Here is a 19,024-nt window from a genome sequence, read left to right as displayed (position 1 = left end):
ACTCGGCTCCATACGACTCGGCTATGAATCGTTTCAGCATGGGAAGCTAAAGTGACGAAAGTGGCCTGTCAAGGGTTTGCTGCAGCGCTACAAAGGGTTGAGAGATTTCCAAGTCCCCACCATTGACGCCGCAGTTGGTGCGGGACTAGCTTCCGTGCAATCCGTTTGAAACCTTTCATAGTCAGCTCTTCAGACCCGATCGGTGCCATTCCCATGAGAGAGCCCCCCGTCCTGGCCGTAGAGGGACTCGACAAGTCCTTCGGTGCCGTGCGCGCCCTCCACGGCGTGTCCCTGCAGCTCCACGCCGGAGAGGCGCACGCCCTCGCCGGAGAGAACGGCGCGGGGAAGTCCACCCTCATCAAGACGCTCGCCGGGGTCCACCGGCCCGACGCCGGCACCGTGCTCATCGACGGCGAGCCCGTCACCCTGCACGGACCCGCCGACGCCCGCGACGCCGGGATCGCGGTCATCTACCAGGAGCCCACGCTCTTTCCGGACCTCTCCGTCGCCGAGAACATCTTCATGGGGCGCCAGCCCCGCCGCTCCCTCGGCCGGATCGACCACAAGGCTGTCAACGCCGCCGCCGCCGCGCTCTTCGCGCGCCTCGGCGTCGACCTCGCCCCCGAGCAGCCCGCGCGCGGCCTGTCCATCGCCGACCAGCAGATCGTGGAGATCGCCAAGGCCCTCTCCTTCGACGCCCGGGTCCTGATCATGGACGAGCCGACCGCCGCGCTCACCGGCAGCGAAGTGGCCCGCCTCTTCGCCGTGGTGCGCACCCTGCGCGAGCAGGGCTCCGCCATCCTCTTCATCTCCCACCGTCTGGAGGAGATCTTCGGGCTCTGCCAGCGCGTCACGACCCTGCGCGACGGCGCCCTGATCGCGAGCGAATCCGTCGATGGCCTCACGGAGGACGACCTCGTACGCCGCATGGTCGGCCGCGACCTCGACGAGCTCTACCCCAAGCAGACCACCGACATCGGCGCGGTCGCCCTGAGCGTGCGCCGGCTGACCCGCGAAGGCGTCTTCACCGACGTGTCGTTCGACGTGCGGCGCGGCGAGATCGTCGGCCTCGCGGGGCTCGTCGGGGCCGGTCGCAGCGAGGTCGCCCGTGCGGTCTTCGGCATCGACCGCCGGGACGCGGGCACCGTCGAGGTCGACGGCCGCGCGCTCGCCAACGGCGCCCCCAGCATCGCCATGGCCGCCGGACTCGCCCTCGTGCCCGAGGACCGGCGCGCCCAGGGACTCGTGATGGGCATGTCGATCGAACGCAACATCGGGCTCACGGGGCTGCGCACGACCGCGCGGGCCGGGCTCATGGACCGCGGGGCCGAGCGCAGCCGCTCACTGGACTGGGCCGTGAAACTCCAGGTCAAGTACGCGCGGATCGCCGACGCGGTCGGCACCCTGTCCGGCGGCAACCAGCAGAAGGTCGTCCTCGCGAAGTGGCTCGCCACCGGCCCCCGCGTGCTGATCGTCGACGAGCCGACGCGCGGCATCGACGTCGGCACCAAGGCCGAGGTGCACCGGCTGCTGTCCGCACTCGCCGCGGACGGCGTCGCGGTGCTGATGATCTCGTCCGACCTGCCGGAGATCCTCGGCATGGCGGATCGCGTACTCGTCATGCACGAGGGCCGTCTCACGGCGGAGATCCCGCGCACCGAGGCGACGGAGGAGTCCGTGATGGCGGCGGCGACAGGGAGGGCGGCGTGATGCGCGGCCCGAGCGAAGCGAACCCCGGAAGGAGGACCCCATGACCGTCACCGCGCAGCCGCCCGCGCCCGCAGTCGACCCGGACAAGGCCGGCGGTACCCGGCTCGTCGACCGTGTGTTCAAGATGCGTGAACTCGCCATCCTGCTGGTCTTCCTGGTGATGATCGGCGTCACCCAGGCCGGCAACACCGAGTTCCTCTCGGAGCAGGGCATCAAGGACCTGCTCCTCAACGCCACCATCCTCGTCCTCGTCGCCACCGGGCAGGCGCTGGTCGTGATCACGCGCAACGTCGACCTGTCCGTCGGCTCGACGCTCGGCATCACCGCCTTCGCGGCCGGTGACTTCCTCCACGGCGGCGGCAACTCCGTCGTCGCGATCGTGCTCGCCGTCGCCCTCGGCGTCGGCTGCGGGCTCCTCAACGGCGCCCTCGTCAGCCTCGGCCAGGTACCGGCCCTCGTCGTCACCCTCGGCACGCTCTACGTCATCCGCGGCATCGACTCGATCTGGGTCGGCTCGCGGCAGATCACCGCGTCCGATCTGCCGGGCGGATACGTCGACTTCGGCTCCGGCGGCATCTCCGCGGTGCCGTATCTCGCGCTGATCGCCCTCGCCGTCCTGGTCGCGGTGGCGTACTACCTGCGTCACTTCGGCGGCGGGCGCGAGCTGTATGCGCTCGGCTCCAACCCGGAGGCCGCGCGACTCGCCGGCATCCCCGTGCGCCGGCGGATCCTCGCCGCGTACACCGCGTGCGGAGCACTCGCCGGGCTCGCCGGAGCCCTGTACCTGGCCCGCTTCGGCAACGTCGACTCCGCCACCGGCAACGGCTACGAACTCACCGTCGTCAGCGCCGTCGTGGTCGGCGGCGTCGCCTTCACCGGCGGCTCCGGCAGCGTCTACGGCGCCGCGCTCGGCGCCCTCCTGCTGACGTCCATCAACAGCGTGCTGCCCGCCCTGGGCGTCAGCTCGGTGTGGGTGCTCGCGATCAACGGCGTCCTGCTGGTCCTCGCCATCGCCGTCGACCGGGTCGTCGCCCTGCGCGTCGCCGAGGCACTCAAGAAGAGGGCTGCATTCAACAGAAGGAATGGCCGCCATGGCTGATCTCCCCCTCGCCCGCGCCGTCCGGTGGGACACCGTGGTGAGCGCCCTCCTGGTCGTGCTCCTCCTGGCGTCGTTCTCGTTCGTCGACGGCTTCGGCAACGCGCTCAACCTGTCGTTCCTGCTCGGCAACACCCTGCCCATCGCACTGATCGCGCTCCCGATGACCCTCCTGGTGGTCGCCGGCGAGATCGACCTCTCCGTCGCCTCGACGGCCGGACTGTCCGGGGCCGTGATGGGCTCCCTGTGGAACGCGGGCATGGCCATCGAGACGATCATCCCGCTGTGCCTCGTCCTCGGAGTGGTCTGCGGGCTCGTCAACGGCCTCCTGGTGACCCGCCTCGGCCTGCCGTCCCTCGCCGTCACGATCGGCACCATGGCCGCCTACCGCGGCATCGCCCAGATCATCCTCGGCTCGGACGCGGTCACCGACTTCCCCTCGCAGTACCTGGACTTCGCGGCGGGACGCATCGGCCACACCTTCCTGCCGTACGCGTTCCTGCCCTTCCTCGCGCTGCTCGCGATCGCGGTCGTCATCCTGCACGCGACGCCGTTCGGACGCTCCCTCTTCGCGATCGGCGCCAACGAGGAGGCGGCGCGCTTCGCCGGGATCCGGGTCCGGCGGCACAAGCTGTGGCTGTTCGTCGCCACCGGCCTCATGGCCTCCCTGACCGGCGTTTTCTGGGCCCTGCACTACGCCAGCGCCCGCTACGACAACGCCACCGGGCTCGAACTCTCCGTCGTCGCCGCCGTGCTGCTCGGCGGCATCGACTTCGACGGCGGCAGGGGCACGCTCGGCGGCGCGATCGCCGGAGTGTTCCTGCTCGGCGCCCTCCAGAACGCGATGAGCCTGCTGAACGTCTCCGCCCAGTCGCAGATCGTCGTCACCGGCGTCCTGCTGGTCGTCTCCGTGCTCGGACCCCGCGTCGCCCGGCAGATCGCGACCGCCCGAGCGGGCCGCCAGGCCACCATCCCCTCGCACTGACCTCACGTACCGCCCGAAAGGGGCCCACGATGTCCGCACTCGCACTCCGCCGAGCCTGCCTGGCGCTCGCCGCCGTCACCTCCCTCGCGCTCGCCGCCACCGCCTGCGGCGGCACCACCAAGGACTCGGCCAAGGACGACGACGCCGGCACCTCCTCCCACGCCAAGGCCGACCCGGGAGCCGCGACCAAGAAGGGACTGAAGGTCGCCTTCCTGCCCAAGCAGGTCAACAACCCGTACTTCACCACCGCCGACAAGGGCGGCGAGAAGGCCGTCACCGAGCTCGGCTCGACGTACAAGGAGACCGGCCCCAACAGCGCCACCGACACCAGCGGACAGGTCAGTTACGTCAACACGCTCACCCAGCAGCAGGTCGACGCGATGGCCGTCTCCGCACAGGACCCCGGCGCCCTGTGCACCGCCCTCAAGCAGGCCATGAAGAACGGCATCAAGGTCGTCACGTACGACTCGGACACCAAGCCCGAGTGCCGCAACGCCTTCGTCTCGCAGGCCAGTGCCGAGGCGCTCGGCCGCACCCAGGTCCAGCTCCTGGGCGAACAGATTGGCTACAAGGGCGAGATCGCGATCCTGTCCGCCGCGCAGACCGCGACGAACCAGAACACCTGGATCGACTTCATGAAGGACGAGCTGAAGAAGCCCAAGTACAAGGACATGAAGCTGGTGAAGGTCGCGTACGGCAACGACGACGCCCAGCAGTCCTTCCAGCAGACCCAGGGCCTCCTCCAGGAACACCCCGAGCTCGCCGGGATCATCTCCCCGACCACCGTCGGCATCAAGGCCGCCGCCCAGTACCTGTCGGGCTCCAAGTACAAGGGCAAGGTCGCCCTGACCGGCCTCGGCACCCCCAACGACATGCGCAAGTACGTCAAGAACGGCACCGTCGAGGGCTTCGAGCTGTGGGACCCGGCCAAGCTCGGCGAGCTCGCCGCCCGCACCGCCGTCGCGCTGTCGTCCGGGCAGATCACCGGCAAGGAGGGCGAGACCTTCAAGGCCGGCGCCATGGGCACCTTCACCATCGGCAAGGACGGTGTGATCGACCTCGGCAAGCCGACCGTCTTCGACCGGAAGAACATCGACGACTACCACTTCTGAGGCCGCCGTCCTGCGCGTCCCCCGTCCCACAGCCACCAGCGCATTCACGGGTAATCTGAACCATTCCCGTCGCTCATCGCCCCATGGAGGTCCCCGCCCGATGGCCCAGTCGGTGGGTATCAAGGACGTCGCCCGCGCCGCCGGAGTCTCCGTCGGCACGGTCTCCAACGTCATCAACCGCCCGGACTCCGTCGCCTCCGACACCAGGGCCCGGGTGCTGTCCGCCATCGACCGGCTCGGCTACGTACGCAGCGAGTCGGCGCGCCAGCTGCGCGCCGGCCGCAGCCGCATCATGGGGCTGCTCGTCCTCGACATGGGCAACCCGTTCTTCGTGGACGTCGCGCGCGGCGCCGAACGTGCCGCGCGCGAGGCCGGGCTCGGCGTCATGGTGTGCAACAGCGCGCAGAACCCCTCCGAGGAGGCGGAGTACCTCTCCCTGTTCGCCGAGCAGCGCGTGCGGGGCGTGCTTCTCACCCCGGCCGACGCGAGCGGCCGCAACATCGAGAGCTTCCGCCGGCACGGCATCCCGTTCGTGCTTGTCGACCGCGTTGCCGAGGGCACCTCGGAGTGCTCCGTGTCCGTGGACGACGTCACCGGCGGCGCGCTCGCCGTTCGCCACCTCGTCGACGCCGGACACCGCAGCATCGCCTACGTCAGCGGACCGCCCGCGCTCAACCAGGTCAAGGACCGCCGCACCGGCGCCCTCCAGGCCCTGGCGGAGGCGGGCCTCCCGGCCGGAGCGCTGCGCGAACTGCCCACGGAGCGGCTCGACGTCGCGGCGGGACGCGACGCCGGGGCCCGCCTGCTCGGCCTCGCCGACCGCCCCACCGCCGCGTTCTGCGCCAACGACCTGCTCGCCCTCGGCGTCCTCCAGGCGATGTACGCGGCCGGTGTACGGGTCCCCGAGGACATCGCGATCGTCGGCTACGACGACATCGAGTTCGCGTCGGCCGCCACCGTGCCCCTGACCTCGGTGCGCCAGCCCGCCGTCACCATGGGAGCGATGGCCGCCGAACTCCTCCTGGAGGAGACGGAACCCGCGAGCGGCGAACCCCACCGCCACCGCAGGGTCGTCCTCCAGCCCGAGCTGGTCGTACGGGGGTCGAGTCTGGGCTCGCGCTGACATGTGCTGAACTGAGCGGACACCGCACACCGTATTCCGAACGCCGCCCAGGAGCCCCCTTGACGACCGCCACATACCTCCAGCCCGGTGTCGTCCTCACCGACCGCCGCTTCTCAGTGCCGCTCGACCACGATCACCCCGAGGGCGAGAGCATCGAGCTGTTCGCCCGCGAGGCGGTGGCCATCGGGAAAGAACACGCCAACCTCCCGTGGCTCCTCTACCTCCAGGGCGGCCCCGGATTCGGCGCCAACCGGTTCTCCGGCAAGCAGGCCTGGCTCGGCCGGGCTCTCCAGGACCACCGGGTGCTCCTCCTCGACCAGCGCGGCACGGGCAGCTCCACCCCGGCCAACCGGCAGACGCTCCCGCTGCGCGGCGGCCCGCGCGAACAGGCCGACTACCTCGCGCACTTCCGCGCCGACTCGATCGTCCGCGACTGCGAGGCGATCCGCGGCGAGGTGACCGGCGGCGCCCCGTGGACCGTTCTCGGCCAGAGCTTCGGCGGCTTCTGCGTGACCCACTACCTGTCGACGGCCCCCGAGGGCCTCACCGCCGCTGTCATCACCGGCGGCCTGCCCACGCTCGACGGCCACGCGGACGACGTCTACCGCGCCGCGTACCCGCGCATCGAACGCAAGGTCGCCGCGCACTACGCGCGCTACCCGCAGGACGTCGAGCGCGCCCGCCGCATCGCCGAGTACCTCGCCGAGCACGAGCCCGTACTGAACGGCGGCTACCGGCTGACCGTCGAGGCGTTCCAGTCCCTGGGCATCCTGCTCGGCGGGACCGGCGGCAGCGACCGCCTGCACTACCTCCTCGAGGACGCCTTCGTCCGCACGCCCGCCGGCGTCGAACTGTCCGACGCGTTCCAGGAGGACGTACAGGCCACGCTCTCCTACGCCGGACACCCGCTGTACGCGCTCGTGCACGAGGCCATCTACGGGCAGGACGCCCGGCCCACGAACTGGTCGGCCGAGCGTGTACGCGGCGAGTTCCCCCAGTTCGACGCCGCGAAGACCCTCGCCGGTGACGGGCCCCTGCTCTTCACGGGCGAGTCCGTGCACCCCTGGATGTTCGACTGCGACCCGGCCCTGCGCCCCCTGCGCGAGACCGCCGAACTCCTCGCCGCCCGCACCGACTGGGCCACGCTCTACGACCCCGCGCGCCTGGCCGCCAACGAGGTGCCGGCCGTCGCCGCCGTCTACCACGACGACATGTACGTCGACACGGCCCACGCCCTGCGCACGGCCCGCGCCGTCAAGGGACTGCGCACATGGGTCACCGACGAGTTCGAGCACGACGGTCTGCGGGCCGGAGCGCCGCGCGTCCTCGACCGGCTGCTCGCGATGCTGCGCGGAGACGTCTGAGAGGGCAGGGGCGGGGGAGGCGAGACGGCCTTCCCCGTCCCGCGAACACCCCCGCATCGCGGACGACGCCGCATTAGGGTGCGGCCATGACCGAGCCGAAGATCCAGACCGCCGCCCCCGACGAGCTGCTGCCCATGCCCGAGGACTGGCAGCGCGCCCTCGCCGTCGTGGCACACCCGGACGACCTCGAATACGGATGCTCCGCGGCGATCGCCGGCTGGACCGACGGCGGACGCGAGGTCGCCTACGTCCTGGCCACCCGAGGAGAGGCGGGCATCGACACCCTCGAACCCGCCAAGTGCGCACCCCTGCGCGAGCGGGAGCAGCGCGCGAGCGCCGCCGTCGTCGGCGTGGACACCGTCGAGTTCCTCGACCACAAGGACGGCGTCGTCGAGTACGGGACCGCGCTGCGCCGCGACATCGCCGCCGCGATCCGCAGGCACCGGCCCGAACTCGTCATCACGCTCAACCACCGTGACACATGGGGCGGCGTCGCCTGGAACACCCCCGACCATGTCGCCGTCGGGCGCGCCACCCTCGACGCGGCGGCGGACGCCGGCAACCGCTGGATCTTCCCCGAACTCGTCGAGCAGGGCCTCGCGCCCTGGAACGGCGTGCGCTGGGTCGCCGTCGCGGGCTCGTCGTCGCCCACGCACGCGGTCGACGCGACGCCCGGAATCGAACGGGCCGTGCACTCCCTGCTCGAACACCGCACGTACATCGAGGCGTTGACGGACGAGAACCCCGAGACCTACTGCCGCTCGTTCCTCACCGGCAACGTCCAGGCCGCCGCGGAGCGCTTCGGTGGCACACCGGCCGTACCGTTCGAACTCTTCAGTCGGTAGGGCCCGTCACCTACCCTGCGCCTTCTGATGATGCGTCAGGAAAGTCGGGGTGGTGGCGGGATGATCGACACGACGAGCAACGAACTTCCCGATGACGGTGAAGGCGGGGGCGAGGGGGCGCGGCGGCTCCGGCTGCACGTCGAGGAGGGTGGCATCGGCGTCCTCACCCTGTGCCGGCCGGAGAAGCTGAACGCCTGGAGCTGGGAGTCGAGCCGCCAACTCGGCCTGCTCGCCGACCGGATCCGCTTCGACGACACGATCCGGGTGGTGCTGCTGCGGGCCGAGGGGCGGGCCTTCTGTGCGGGCATCGACATCAAGGCGCCCGGCGGCGGGATCACCGGGCGCTCCGGGTCCGAGCGGACGCGCAACTACTACGAGGGCATCCGCTGGGTCCATGAACGGTTCCGCGCGTTCGCCGGCCTGCCGCAGCCCGTCGTCGCGGCCGTGCAGGGCTACTGCCTCGGTGTCGGGTTCGAGCTGGCGCTGATGGCCGATGTGCGGATCGCGGCCGACGACGCGGTGTTCGCGCTGCCGGAGGCGCGGCTCGGGGTCGCCGTCGACGCGGGTGGCGATCTACGGATCGCGCGGGAGGCGGGCGCGGGCTGGGCCAAGTACCTCGCGCTGACGGGCCGCCGCATCGACGCGGGGACGGCGCACCGGCTGAACCTGATCCAACAGGTCACCGGTGTGGGGGAGTTGGAGGAGTCCGCCCATTCGCTCGCCGCGGAGATCGCGGGGAACGCGCCTCTCGCCGTGCAGGCCGTCAAGCGCGACATCGACGCGTTCGCGGACGCGGGCCTCGGGGCCGCGCTCGACCGCGTGGCGATGAGCGCGGCGCTCACACTCACGTCGCAGGACATCCGGGAGGGGTATACGGCGAAGGCGGAGCGGCGCGAGCCGCGGTTCGAGGGGAAGTAGGGATTGCCGTGCGCTGCGACGCCTCGTACGAGGGCACAGGCAAGGCGCTGGCCGTACCGTCCCCCTCACCGAGCCCCGGGGACCGCTGAGCCGGCCTTTCGCTCGGCGACCGATGCGGGGCTCTGTCGCATGCCCGTAGTGGCCTACGGCTGCTGACCGGTGGCTTTCGGGGCGGGAGCGGGACGTTCTGCCGGCCGTGATGCGGTCATGTCGAGCAGGAGCAGAGCGTCGTGGTCAGGGCTGCCGGGTTCGGCGGTGTAGACGCCGATGCGCTGACCGGGGGTGCCTTCCACGTGCAGGGACTGTGAGGTCAGGGTGACCGTCCCGACTTGGGGATGCTGGAACGTCTTGTGCGCCGGCTTGCGTCCGGTCACTTCGTAGCGCTCCCACAGGCCCGCGAAGTCGGGGCTCTTGAGGAGGAGTTCGCCGACGAGGTTGGTGAGGTCGGGGGCGTCCGGGGCAGTTCCGGCGATGGCGCGCAGGCGGGCGACGCAGGCGGTGATCTGCCGGTCCCAGTCGGGGAAGAGGTCGCGGGCCGCAGGGTGCAGGAAGAGGTAGCGGGCCAGGTTGCGCTGTTTGACGGGCCAGTCGTCCAGGCCCGCGTAGAGGGCGAGGCCGCCGGGGTTCCAGGCGAGCATGTCCATGCTGCGGCTGATGACATAGGCCGGGTTCGGGCGCAGCGATTCGAGCAGCAGTTTGAGGTGGGGGCGCACCGTGCGGCTGGGCGCGGGCGGTGGTTCGGAGACGTAGCGGGCGGCGCGGGCGGCGAGCTCGCGCAGGTGCTGGTGTTCCTGGTCGTCCATGTGCAGGGCGCGGGCGAGCGCGTCGAGGACGGCAGGGCTGGGGCGGGTCTCCTTGCCGCGTTCCAGGCGTACGTAGTAGTCGATGCTGATGCCGGCGAGGGTGGCCAGCTCCTCGCGTCGCAGGCCGGGGGTGCGACGGATGCCGGCGCCGACGGTGAGTCCGACGTGTTCGGGGCTGGTCTGGGTGCGGCGGGCGCGCAGGTAGCGACCCAGCTCGGCGCCCTCGCTGTGCGCGCTCTCGGATGCCATGACTCCAGTCTCACCCGCTCAGTGCCAGCCGCGCAGGCGGGAGGGGGGCCCTGTCATTACCCCTGAAGAACCCGCCCTGCCACACCGGAGCAGTCCAGGCCAAGGTGAAGGAGCAAGACGCCTACACCCCGGAACAGCGCCGGAACCACCCCAGGCATGACGTGGCCGGACGGGCGAGAGCGAGGGTGCCGGGCGACGCCACGAACCTGAGAGGGCGAAATGCGCTACATCAAGCTGCGTGACCTGGAGGTTTCCCGGATCGGTCTCGGTGCGATGGGGATGTCCCACGGCTACACCGGTTCCGGTACCGACGAGGCGGGGTCGATCAGGACGGTGCACCGGGCGCTGGAGCTGGGCGTCACGCTCATCGACACCGCCGAGATCTACGGCCCCTACACCAACGAGGAGCTGCTGGGCCGGGCGCTGAAGGGGCGCCGGGACCAGGTGGTGCTGGCCACGAAGTTCGGCCTGGTCTCCCACGCCGGCGACGGCCCATGGAACCTCGACTCCGGCCCGGCCAATGTCCGTACTGCCGTCGAGGGGTCCCTGAAGCGGCTGGGCACCGATCACATCGACCTGTACTACCAGCACCGGGTGGATCCGAACACGCCGATCGAGGAGACCGCCGGCGCTGTCCGCGAGCTGATCGCCGAGGGCAAGGTGCGCGCGTTCGGCCTCTCGGAGGCCGGCCCTGACACGATCCGCCGCGCCCACGCCGTCCAGCCGATCACCGCGGTCCAGTCGGAATACTCCCTGTGGACGCGCGGGATCGAGGAGCGCATCCTGCCGGTCCTGCGGGAGCTGAACATCGGCCTGGTGCCGTTCTCGCCGCTCGGCCGCGGCTTCCTGACGGGCACGGTCCGCGCCACCGACCAGTTCGACGAGGGCGACTTCCGGCGCGACAACCCCCGCTTCACCGGCGAGAACTTCCAGCGCAACCTGGCGATCGCCGACGAGGTGCAGGGCGTGGCCGCCGAAGTCGGTGTCACGCCCGCGCAGGTGGCCCTGGCCTGGCTGCTCGCCCAGGGCGACGACATCGCCCCGATCCCCGGCACCAAGCGGGTCAGCAGGGTGGAGGAGAACACCGCCGCCGACGCGATCACGCTGACCGGCGAGCAGCTCGACAAGCTCAGCAGCTTGCCACCTGCTGCAGGCGACACGCACACCGAGGCGCAGGCGCAGATGCTCGAACGCTGATCTGCCCCGCCGCGACAGCCCACCCCCCCCGTTTGGAGTGACACCCCTCATGCGCGCAGCAGTGATGTACGGAGCCGGCGACGTCCGTGTCGAGGACCGGCCCGACCCCAAGATCGTCCAGCCGGCCGACGCCGTGGTCCACGTAGTGGCCTCGTGCGTGTGCGGCAGCGACCTGTGGCCCTACCAGTCGATGCCCGCCACCGACACCGGCCGTCCCATGGGGCACGAGTTCCTCGGGGTCGTCGAGGAGACCGGCGTCGACGTGACCGGGCTGAACGCGGGTGACCTGGTCGTCGCCCCGTTCACGTACAGCGACAACACCTGTGACTACTGCGCCGACGGCCTGCACATCTCGTGCCGCAACGGAGGCCGGTACGGGTTCGACGGCGTCGACGGCGGGCAGGGCGAAGCCGTCCGCGTCCCGTACGCCGACGGCACGCTGGTGAAGCTGCCGGTGGCCGCCGACTCCGCGCTGCTCCCGTCCCTGCTGGCGCTGTCGGACGTGATGACCACCGGCCACCACGGGGCGGTCACCGCCGGCATCGGCCGCGGGGACGAGGTGCTGGTCGTCGGTGACGGCGCGGTCGGCCTGTGCGCGGTGATCGCCGCGAAGCGTCTCGGTGCCGAGCGGATCGTCCTCGCCGGCCGACATGAAGCGCGCACCGACCTGGGCCGGAAGTTCGGCGCCACCGACGTTGTCGCCGAGCGCGGTGAGGAGGGCATCGCCCGCATCCGCGAGCTGACCGGCGGCGTCCACAAGGTGATCGAGGCCGTCGGAACCCGACGAGCCCTCGACACGGCCCTGGGCGCGGTCCTGGACGGTGGCATCATCAGCCGGCTCGGTGTTCCGCAGTACGAGCAGGGGCCGATCGGACCGGCTGCCTTCATGCGCAACATCACTCTGACCGGCGGCGCCAGCCCCGCCCGCGCCTACATCGAGCAGCTGCTGCCCGACATCCTGGACGGCACCATCGCCCCCGGCCGCGTCTTCGACAAGACCTTCGCCCTCGAGCAGACGCCCGACGCCTACCGGGCGATGGCCGACCGTCAGGTCCTCAAGTCCCTCATCACCCCCTGACACCGTTCACTCCACCTTCAGCAAAGGAACCTCCCCCCATGCAGTACGTGACCTTGAGCAACGGTGTCGAGATGCCGCTCATCGGATTCGGCGTCTACCAGATACCGGCCGAGGACACCGAGCGCGCCGTGTCCGACGCGCTGGCCGCCGGCTACCGCCTGCTGGACACCGCGGCGGCCTACGGCAACGAAGAAGCCGTGGGCCACGCCATCAGTTCCAGCGGCATCGCCCGCGGGGACCTGTTCGTCACCACCAAGCTCTGGGTCCAGGACGCCCCGGCCGGGGACAACGCCCGCCGTGCCTTCGAGACGTCCCTGAACAAGCTGGGCCTGGACTACCTCGACCTGTATCTGATGCACCAGCCTTTCGGCGATGTCTACGGACAGTGGCGCGCCATGGAGGCGCTCAACGGCGAGGGCCTGGCCAAGGCCATCGGTGTCGCCAACTTCTACCCCGACCGGCTGCTCGACCTGATCGTCAACAACGAGATCACCCCAGCGGTCAACCAGATCGAGACCCACCCCTTCTTCCAACGCGCCGACTACCAGGCCCTGATGCGTGAGCACGGCGTGCAGATCCAGTCCTGGGGCGGCTTCGCCGAAGGCAGGAACGACCTGTTCTCCCACCCGCTCCTGGCCGAGATCGGCAAGGAGTACGGCAAGTCGGTCGCGCAGGTCGTGCTGCGCTGGCTGGCCCAGCGCGGCGTGGTCGCCATCCCCAAGTCGGTGCGTGCCGAGCGCATGGCCGAGAACATCGACGTCTTCGACTTCCAGCTCACCGACGAGCAGGTGGCCCAGATCGCCACCCTCGACACCGGAAGCTCGCTGTTCTTCGACCACCACGACCCCGAGATCGTCACCTGGCTCGCCAAGCGCCGCCTGGAAGCCTGACCGCATCCCCGAAGGGGCGAGCGGCCGGCCGTTTCCCCCTCCCGCCGTCGGATTCCCGCGCGAAGGGCCCCGCCGCGAGTCGGCAGGACCGCACTTCAGCCCAGCGCCGAACGATCCTGCGCGCCGCACTGCTGACCGGCGTCATCGCCGTTCTCAGTCAGCGCAGCAGGGATCGAGGCCGCGAGGCCAGGATCGCCTCGGCCTGGTCACTGATCGTCCGGACCACGTCCGCAGCGGGGCGGACGGCGTCGACGAAGGTCGCCGACTGCCCGTAGAGGATCTCGCTCGTGTCGGGATCGGGCGAGGCCTCGAAGGGGTTGAGGTCTTCCGCGGGCGCGACCTCCTCTTTGCGGTCCCGCAGCGTTGCCTCACGTCCTGACCACTCATCGGTGAACCGGTTGCGGCGGACGCGTGCGCCGATGGTCGCCGGCCAGGGCAGCCCCGACGCGATGTCGTAGGCCCGCGTCCATACGGTGTCTGTGTCATCGCTCTCGACGATCAGGCGCTTGTGGACGTCGTGTACCTCGACCGCCTCGGGCGTGGCGAGAAACGCCGTGCCCAGCCAGGCGCCGTCCGCACCGGCGGTGAGGACCGCCGCGAGTGTTCGGCCGTCGGCAATTCCCCCTGCGGCCAGTACCGGTACATCGGGAAACCGCCTCACGATCCCGGCCAGGAACGGCAGCAGGCCCATCGTCCCGGTGTGGCCACCGGCCTCGGTGCCCTGCGCCACGAGGACATCGGTGCCCGCGGCGACGGCCGTCTCCGCGTCATCGTAGGTCTGGACCTGGCACATCACCCGGGCTCCCGCGTCCTTGGCGCGAGCAAGCCACGGCTGGGGGTTGGCGAACGACAGCGCGACGATCTCTGGTCGCTCCTCCAGCGCGGCGTCGAAATGCGGCTCGGTGAAGGGGAGGAACGGAGTGATGAAGCCGACCCCGAACGGTCGGTCCGTCGTGGCGCGAATGGTCGCGATCTGCGCGCGGACCCAGTCAGGTCCCTTCCAGGGATGCGTACCCCCGAAGGAGCCGAGCCCGCCGGCGGCGGACACCGCGGCGGCCAGTGTCCCGCCGCTGTGCAGGCTCATGGGAGCCGCCATCACCGGGTAACTGATACCGAACATTTCGGTGAATCTCGTATGCAAAACGGACTTACGTTAGCGAAATCAGTGAACCCGACCAAGCGGCAATGCGGCGGGCGGCCCGCGGGCTTCGCCCGCAACGCGAATTGGTGAGCCACCGGCCGATTTCCCCTTTCGCGAGGAACCGCCTACAACGGCCCTTACTGGAACGGTCCTTACTGGAACGGCCCCCTCCCCAGCTGCTCCCGCACGGTCACCACAGGCGGGCTCACCAGTCCTCGCCGTTGCCAGTTCGCCCCGTCCACGACGAGCGTGTGGCCGCTGATGAAGCGGGCGTAGGGGGAGGCGAGGAAGGTGGCGGCCCAGCCCAGCTCGCGGGGCGCGCCGACACGCAGGGCGGGCTGCCGGGCACCGTGGTCGGCGTCGCCCCGTCCGAGGCCCTCGCGGATGTCCCCCGTCATGTCCTCGTGCGGCATGAGCCCCGGCACGAGGCCGTTGACCTGGATCCCGTACGGGCTCCACTCCACGGCCAGCGTCTCCACCAGATTCTTCACGCCCGCCTTGGCCGCCGCGCTGTGGGCAAAGCCGGGGCCGCCCGTCCATGCGTAGGAGGCGCCTACGGCGATCACGGAGCCCGGCGTGCCCGCCGCGAGGTGTCTGCGGCCGAACTCGCGGGTCATGTAGAAGGTGCCGTTGAGGGTGATGTCGACGACGGTGCGCCACGCGTTCGGGCTCATGTCCTCGGCGGGTACGGGGAAGTTGGCGGCCGCGTTGTTGACGAGTACGTCGGGGGTGCGCCCGTGCGCCGCCTCCGCCGTGTCGAAGACCTCGGAGATGCGGTCCGGGTCCCTGATGTCGCAGACCGCGGCTGTCACCGTGGCGCCGTCGCGGCTCACCCCCGACAGTTCCTCCAGTGCGGGCTCCAGGTGCGCGGCCCGGCGGCTCACGATCAACACATCGGCGCCGAGCCGCGCGAACTCGGCGGCGACGGCCTTTCCGAGACCCGTCCCGCCACCCGTGACCAGGACCAGGCTTCCCCGGTACGTTCCCGGAGGGAGCGCTGTCGTGCCGACCGGGGGAGGGGCGGGCAGCCCCCGCGGTGTCGTCGCGCGGGCGGGGCCGGTCGAGTCGGTCATGCCGTATCGATACCGCGTGGACGCCGAAAGCTCCATGCCTGCGGCAGGCCGGCGGCAGCAGGCGCGAAAAAGGGCCCCGGCCTGTTCCCAGATATCCAAGCGACCGCTTAGTATGCGAGCGAGCCCGGTAAGACGAAGCAGTCCCGTGGAGGCCCCGCATGCAGGCATGGCAAGTGCACCGGAACGGCGAGCCGAGCGAGGTGATGGAGCTCGCCGACGTCGAGCGGCCCGTCCCCGGGGACGGGCAGGTCCTGCTCAGGGTGCGCGCGGCGAACATCAACTTCCCGGACGCACTGATGTGCCGGGGCCAGTACCAGGTGCGGCCGCCCATGCCGTTCACGCCCGGCGTGGAGATCTGCGGCGAGACGGAGGACGGCCGGCGCGTCCTGGCCAACCCGGCGCTGCCGCACGGCGGCTTCGCCGAGTACGCCGTGGCGGACGCCGCCGCCCTGCTGCCCGCGCCCGACGCGCTCGACGACGCCGAGGCCGCGGCCCTGCACATCGGCTACCAGACCGGCTGGTTCGGCCTGCACCGCAGGGCGCACCTCCAGGCGGGCGAGACGCTCCTCGTGCACGCGGCGGCCGGCGGCGTCGGCAGTGCCGCGGTGCAGCTCGGCAAGGCCGCCGGCGCCACCGTCATCGGCGTCGTCGGGGGCGAGGAGAAGGTGAAGGTGGCCCGCGACCTGGGCTGCGACGTCGTCGTCGACCGCCGCGCGCAGGACGTCATCGCCGCCGTGAAGGAGGCCACCGGCGGCCGGGGCGCCGACGTCATCTACGACCCGGTCGGCGGTGAGGCGTACACGCAGTCCACGAAGGTCGTCGCCTTCGAGGGGCGGATCGTCGTCGTCGGATTCGCGAGCGGCACGATCCCCAGCCCGGCCCTCAACCACGCCCTGGTGAAGAACTACGCGATCCTCGGCCTGCACTGGGGCCTGTACAACACCAAGGACCCGAAGCTGGTCGCCCACTGCCACGAGCAGCTCACCGAGCTCGCGGCGCGCGGCGCGATCAAGCCGCTGATCAGTGAGCGCGTGCCGCTGGCCGGCGCGGCGGCCGCCGTGCAGCGCGTCGCCGACGGCGTCACCACCGGCCGCGTCGCCGTGGTGCCCGGGCACGAGGGGGCGGTCGCATGACCGACGCCGCCGAACTGCGCCGCCGCACCCAGGAGTTGCTGGCCGCGTATCCGCCCGCGACCACGGACCGTACCGACTTCCTGAAGGCCCGCTTCGACGCCGGTCTTTCGTGGGTGCACTACCCGCAGGGCCTCGGCGGGCTCGGTCTGCCGCGCTCGCTCCAGGCCGTCGTGGACGCCGAACTGGCCGCGGCGGACGCCCCGGACAACGATCCGCGCCGCATCGGCATCGGCCTCGGCATGGCCGCCCCGACGGTGCTCGGCTTCGGGACCGACGAGCAGAAACAGCGCTTCCTGCGCCCGCTGTGGATCGGGGAGGAGGTGTGGTGCCAGCTGTTCAGCGAGCCCGGCGCGGGCTCCGACCTCGCGGCGCTCGGCACCCGCGCCGTGCGCGACGAGGCCACCGGCGACTGGGTGATCAACGGCCAGAAGGTGTGGACGTCCGGCGCCCACACCGCCCGCTGGGCCATCCTCATCGCCCGCACCGATCCGGACGTGCCCAAGCACCGTGGCATCACGTACTTCATCTGTGACATGACCGACCCCGGTGTCGAGGTGCGGCCGCTGCGCCAGATCACCGGCGAGGCCGAGTTCAACGAGGTGTTCCTCACCGACGTCCGCATCCCGGACGCGCACCGGCTCGGCGAGATCGGCGACGGCTGGAAGGTCGCGCAGACCACGCTGATGAACGAGCGTGTGTCGATCGGCGGCTCCCGCATCCCGCGCGAGGGCGGCATGATCTCCGCGGTCGCGAAGACATGGCGCGAGCGCCCCGAGCTGCGCACCCACGATCTGCACCAGCGGCTCCTGAAGCTGTGGGTCGAGGCCGAGGTCGCCCGTCTCACCGGCGAGCGCCTGCGCCAGCAACTGGTCGCGGGTCAGCCGGGCCCCGAGGGCTCCGGCATGAAGCTCGGTTTCGCCCGGCTCAACCAGGAGATCAGCGGCCTGGAGATCGAACTCCTCGGCGAAGAGGGCCTGTTGTACGGCGACTGGACCATGCGCCGGCCGGCCGTCGTGGACTTCCTGGCCCGTGACGCCGGATACCGCTATCTGCGCGCCAAGGGCAACAGCATCGAGGGCGGGACGAGCGAGGTCCTGCTCAACATCGTCGCCGAACGCGTCCTCGGGCTGCCGTCCGAGCCGCGCACCGACAAGGACGTCGCCTGGAAGGACCTCGCGCGATGAGCGATCTGCTGTACACGGAGGAGGAAGAGGCGCTGCGGTCCGCCGTGCGCGGCCTCCTCGCCGCCCACTGCGACGCCGCGTCGGTGCTCGCCCGGGTCGAGACGGACGAGCCGCACGACCGTGCGCTGTGGAAGTCGCTCGCCGAGGGGATGGGGCTCGCGGGCCTGCTGATCCCCGAGGAACTCGGCGGCCAGGGCGCGACACACCGTGAAGCAGCCGTGGTCCTTGAGGAGTTGGGGCGTTCTGTCGCCCCCGTTCCCTATCTCACCAGCGCTGTCGTCGCGACCGAGGCGCTCCTCGACTGCGCGGGCGACGAGGCCTCCGCGCTGCTCGGCGCGCTCGCGTCGGGCCGCACGGTGGGCACGCTCGCCGTGCCCCTGTCGGCCGCGCCCGGTCAGGCCTTCGGCGGGGTACGCGAGGAGGGTGGCCGGCTGGAGGGGCGGGTCACCGGCGTCGCCGACGCGGCGGCGGCCGATGTGCTCCTCGTGCCGACGAGCAGCGGTCTGTACGCGGTCGACGTCACCGGTGACGGCGTCACCGTCGAGGCGCGGACGTCCCTCGATCCCACCCGGCCCGTCGCCACGGTGACCTTCGCCGGCGCACGCGCGCGTGTGCTGACCGACAACGCCGTTCCGGCCGTCCGCCGCGCGCTGCGGGCCGGAGCGGGACTTCTCGCGTCCGAGCAACTCGGCCTCGCCGAATGGTGCTTGACCGAAACGGTCCGCTACACGCGCGAGCGCCACCAGTTCAACCGGCCCGTCGGCTCGTTCCAGGCGCTCAAGCACCGGCTCGCCCAGGTGTGGCTGGAGGTCGTCGGCGTCCGCGCCGCGGCCCGCAGCGCGGCGGACACCCTCGCCGCCGGGAGCGACGACGCCGATGTCGCGGTGGCCGTCGCCCAGGCGTACGCCGGACCCGCGGCCGTCCACGCGGCGGAGGAGGCGCTCCAGCTGCACGGCGGCATCGGCATGACCTGGGAGCACCCCGTCCACCTCTATCTCAAGCGGGCCAAGGCCGACTCGATCGCCCTGGGTTCCGCGGGCAGGCACCGGGAGGAGCTGGCCGAGCTGGTCGACCTCCGGGCGCCCTGACACCGGGCCCGACGGCGGGTTTTACCTTCCCTTGA

Annotated in this window: 17 protein-coding genes; 14 read left to right on the top strand and 3 right to left on the bottom strand. The window is 71.1% G+C overall.

Annotation, left to right across the window (positions count from 1 at the left end; all coding sequences use genetic code 11):
* Positions 1–213: 213 nt before the first annotated feature.
* From OHO83_RS06165 to OHO83_RS06130, 8 genes are all read left to right on the top strand, one after another.
* Positions 214–1,710, top strand: a complete 1,497-nt coding sequence (locus OHO83_RS06165; RefSeq protein ID WP_266678069.1) for a sugar ABC transporter ATP-binding protein — start codon at positions 214–216, stop codon at positions 1,708–1,710.
* Between the two features lie 40 nt (positions 1,711–1,750).
* Positions 1,751–2,809 (top strand): ABC transporter permease, encoded by a 1,059-nt coding sequence (locus OHO83_RS06160; RefSeq protein ID WP_266678071.1) that lies wholly within the window; start codon positions 1,751–1,753, stop codon positions 2,807–2,809.
* Positions 2,802–3,791, top strand: coding sequence for an ABC transporter permease (locus tag OHO83_RS06155; protein WP_266678073.1), 990 nt, complete (start codon positions 2,802–2,804; stop codon positions 3,789–3,791). The genes OHO83_RS06160 and OHO83_RS06155 overlap by 8 nt, the downstream gene beginning before the upstream one ends.
* Positions 3,792–3,820: 29 nt before the next feature.
* Positions 3,821–4,903, top strand: a complete 1,083-nt coding sequence (rhaS, locus tag OHO83_RS06150; RefSeq protein WP_266678075.1) for a rhamnose ABC transporter substrate-binding protein — start codon at positions 3,821–3,823, stop codon at positions 4,901–4,903.
* Positions 4,904–5,003: 100 nt separating this feature from the next.
* On the top strand, positions 5,004–6,026 hold the full coding sequence (locus tag OHO83_RS06145) for a LacI family DNA-binding transcriptional regulator (protein ID WP_266678077.1): 1,023 nt from the start codon (positions 5,004–5,006) through the stop codon (positions 6,024–6,026).
* A 59-nt stretch (positions 6,027–6,085) separates the two neighbouring features.
* Positions 6,086–7,390: an alpha/beta fold hydrolase gene (locus OHO83_RS06140; protein ID WP_266678079.1), complete on the top strand. Its 1,305-nt coding sequence runs from the start codon at positions 6,086–6,088 to the stop codon at positions 7,388–7,390.
* Between the two features lie 86 nt (positions 7,391–7,476).
* Positions 7,477–8,235, top strand: a complete 759-nt coding sequence (locus OHO83_RS06135; protein ID WP_266678081.1) for a PIG-L deacetylase family protein — start codon at positions 7,477–7,479, stop codon at positions 8,233–8,235.
* A 60-nt stretch (positions 8,236–8,295) separates the two neighbouring features.
* Positions 8,296–9,153, top strand: a complete 858-nt coding sequence (locus OHO83_RS06130) for an enoyl-CoA hydratase/isomerase family protein (protein WP_266678083.1) — start codon at positions 8,296–8,298, stop codon at positions 9,151–9,153.
* A 143-nt stretch (positions 9,154–9,296) separates the two neighbouring features.
* Here OHO83_RS06130 and OHO83_RS06125 read toward each other — a convergent pair whose 3' ends face one another.
* Entirely contained in the window at positions 9,297–10,205 is a 909-nt protein-coding gene (locus OHO83_RS06125; protein ID WP_266678085.1) for a helix-turn-helix transcriptional regulator, read from the bottom strand.
* A gap of 219 nt (positions 10,206–10,424) precedes the next feature.
* Here OHO83_RS06125 and OHO83_RS06120 point away from each other — a divergent pair, with 219 nt between their 5' ends.
* From OHO83_RS06120 to OHO83_RS06110, 3 genes are read left to right on the top strand one after another with little or no spacing between them, the layout of a single operon-like run.
* Positions 10,425–11,402, top strand: coding sequence for an aldo/keto reductase (locus OHO83_RS06120; RefSeq protein WP_266678086.1), 978 nt, complete (start codon positions 10,425–10,427; stop codon positions 11,400–11,402).
* A gap of 49 nt (positions 11,403–11,451) precedes the next feature.
* Positions 11,452–12,480: a zinc-binding dehydrogenase gene (locus OHO83_RS06115; protein ID WP_266678087.1), complete on the top strand. Its 1,029-nt coding sequence runs from the start codon at positions 11,452–11,454 to the stop codon at positions 12,478–12,480.
* Between the two features lie 38 nt (positions 12,481–12,518).
* Positions 12,519–13,370: an aldo/keto reductase gene (locus OHO83_RS06110; RefSeq protein WP_266678088.1), complete on the top strand. Its 852-nt coding sequence runs from the start codon at positions 12,519–12,521 to the stop codon at positions 13,368–13,370.
* Positions 13,371–13,527: 157 nt separating this feature from the next.
* Here the strand turns inward: OHO83_RS06110 and OHO83_RS06105 are convergent, their stop codons facing one another.
* On the bottom strand, positions 13,528–14,511 hold the full coding sequence (locus OHO83_RS06105; RefSeq protein WP_266678089.1) for an NAD(P)H-dependent flavin oxidoreductase: 984 nt from the start codon (positions 14,509–14,511) through the stop codon (positions 13,528–13,530).
* A 152-nt stretch (positions 14,512–14,663) separates the two neighbouring features.
* The gene (locus OHO83_RS06100; protein WP_266678090.1) at positions 14,664–15,584 is read right to left on the bottom strand and encodes an SDR family oxidoreductase; all 921 of its coding nucleotides are present in this window, start codon (positions 15,582–15,584) and stop codon (positions 14,664–14,666) included.
* 158 nt (positions 15,585–15,742) lie between these two features.
* Here OHO83_RS06100 and OHO83_RS06095 point away from each other — a divergent pair, with 158 nt between their 5' ends.
* The 3 genes from OHO83_RS06095 to OHO83_RS06085 are packed head-to-tail and all read left to right on the top strand — an operon-like array spanning position 15,743 to position 18,989.
* Positions 15,743–16,717, top strand: a complete 975-nt coding sequence (locus OHO83_RS06095; protein ID WP_266678092.1) for an NADPH:quinone oxidoreductase family protein — start codon at positions 15,743–15,745, stop codon at positions 16,715–16,717.
* A complete protein-coding gene (locus OHO83_RS06090; RefSeq protein ID WP_266678094.1) occupies positions 16,714–17,901 on the top strand; it encodes an acyl-CoA dehydrogenase family protein in 1,188 nt (395 codons plus the stop codon). The genes OHO83_RS06095 and OHO83_RS06090 overlap by 4 nt, the downstream gene beginning before the upstream one ends.
* Positions 17,898–18,989 carry an acyl-CoA dehydrogenase family protein gene (locus OHO83_RS06085; protein WP_266678096.1) on the top strand — a complete coding sequence of 364 codons (1,092 nt, stop codon included), beginning with the start codon at positions 17,898–17,900 and terminating at the stop codon, positions 18,987–18,989. Before OHO83_RS06090 ends, OHO83_RS06085 begins: the two co-directional genes overlap by 4 nt.
* Positions 18,990–19,024 lie beyond the last annotated feature (35 nt).

Origin of the sequence: Streptomyces sp. NBC_00569 (genome assembly GCF_036345255.1) — a bacterium.
Taxonomy (GTDB): domain Bacteria; phylum Actinomycetota; class Actinomycetes; order Streptomycetales; family Streptomycetaceae; genus Streptomyces.
Note: the sequence above shows the minus strand (reverse complement) of the source record. Positions and strands in the feature narration are given on the sequence as shown.

Excerpts from the sequence above, each read along its gene's own strand:
- OHO83_RS06115 (WP_266678087.1), top strand. The coding sequence starts at position 11,452 with ATGCGCGCAGCAGTGATGTACGGAGCCGGCGACGTCCGTGTCGAGGAC.
- OHO83_RS06155 (WP_266678073.1), top strand. The coding sequence starts at position 2,802 with ATGGCTGATCTCCCCCTCGCCCGCGCCGTCCGGTGGGACACCGTGGTG.
- OHO83_RS06130 (WP_266678083.1), top strand. The coding sequence starts at position 8,296 with ATGATCGACACGACGAGCAACGAACTTCCCGATGACGGTGAAGGCGGG.
- rhaS (WP_266678075.1), top strand. The coding sequence starts at position 3,821 with ATGTCCGCACTCGCACTCCGCCGAGCCTGCCTGGCGCTCGCCGCCGTC.
- OHO83_RS06145 (WP_266678077.1), top strand. The coding sequence starts at position 5,004 with ATGGCCCAGTCGGTGGGTATCAAGGACGTCGCCCGCGCCGCCGGAGTC.
- OHO83_RS06120 (WP_266678086.1), top strand. The coding sequence starts at position 10,425 with ATGCGCTACATCAAGCTGCGTGACCTGGAGGTTTCCCGGATCGGTCTC.
- OHO83_RS06165 (WP_266678069.1), top strand. The coding sequence starts at position 214 with ATGAGAGAGCCCCCCGTCCTGGCCGTAGAGGGACTCGACAAGTCCTTC.
- OHO83_RS06135 (WP_266678081.1), top strand. The coding sequence starts at position 7,477 with ATGACCGAGCCGAAGATCCAGACCGCCGCCCCCGACGAGCTGCTGCCC.
- OHO83_RS06090 (WP_266678094.1), top strand. The coding sequence starts at position 16,714 with ATGACCGACGCCGCCGAACTGCGCCGCCGCACCCAGGAGTTGCTGGCC.
- OHO83_RS06085 (WP_266678096.1), top strand. The coding sequence starts at position 17,898 with ATGAGCGATCTGCTGTACACGGAGGAGGAAGAGGCGCTGCGGTCCGCC.
- OHO83_RS06160 (WP_266678071.1), top strand. The coding sequence starts at position 1,751 with ATGACCGTCACCGCGCAGCCGCCCGCGCCCGCAGTCGACCCGGACAAG.
- OHO83_RS06125 (WP_266678085.1), bottom strand. The coding sequence starts at position 10,205 with ATGGCATCCGAGAGCGCGCACAGCGAGGGCGCCGAGCTGGGTCGCTAC.
- OHO83_RS06110 (WP_266678088.1), top strand. The coding sequence starts at position 12,519 with ATGCAGTACGTGACCTTGAGCAACGGTGTCGAGATGCCGCTCATCGGA.
- OHO83_RS06100 (WP_266678090.1), bottom strand. The coding sequence starts at position 15,584 with ATGACCGACTCGACCGGCCCCGCCCGCGCGACGACACCGCGGGGGCTG.
- OHO83_RS06095 (WP_266678092.1), top strand. The coding sequence starts at position 15,743 with ATGCAGGCATGGCAAGTGCACCGGAACGGCGAGCCGAGCGAGGTGATG.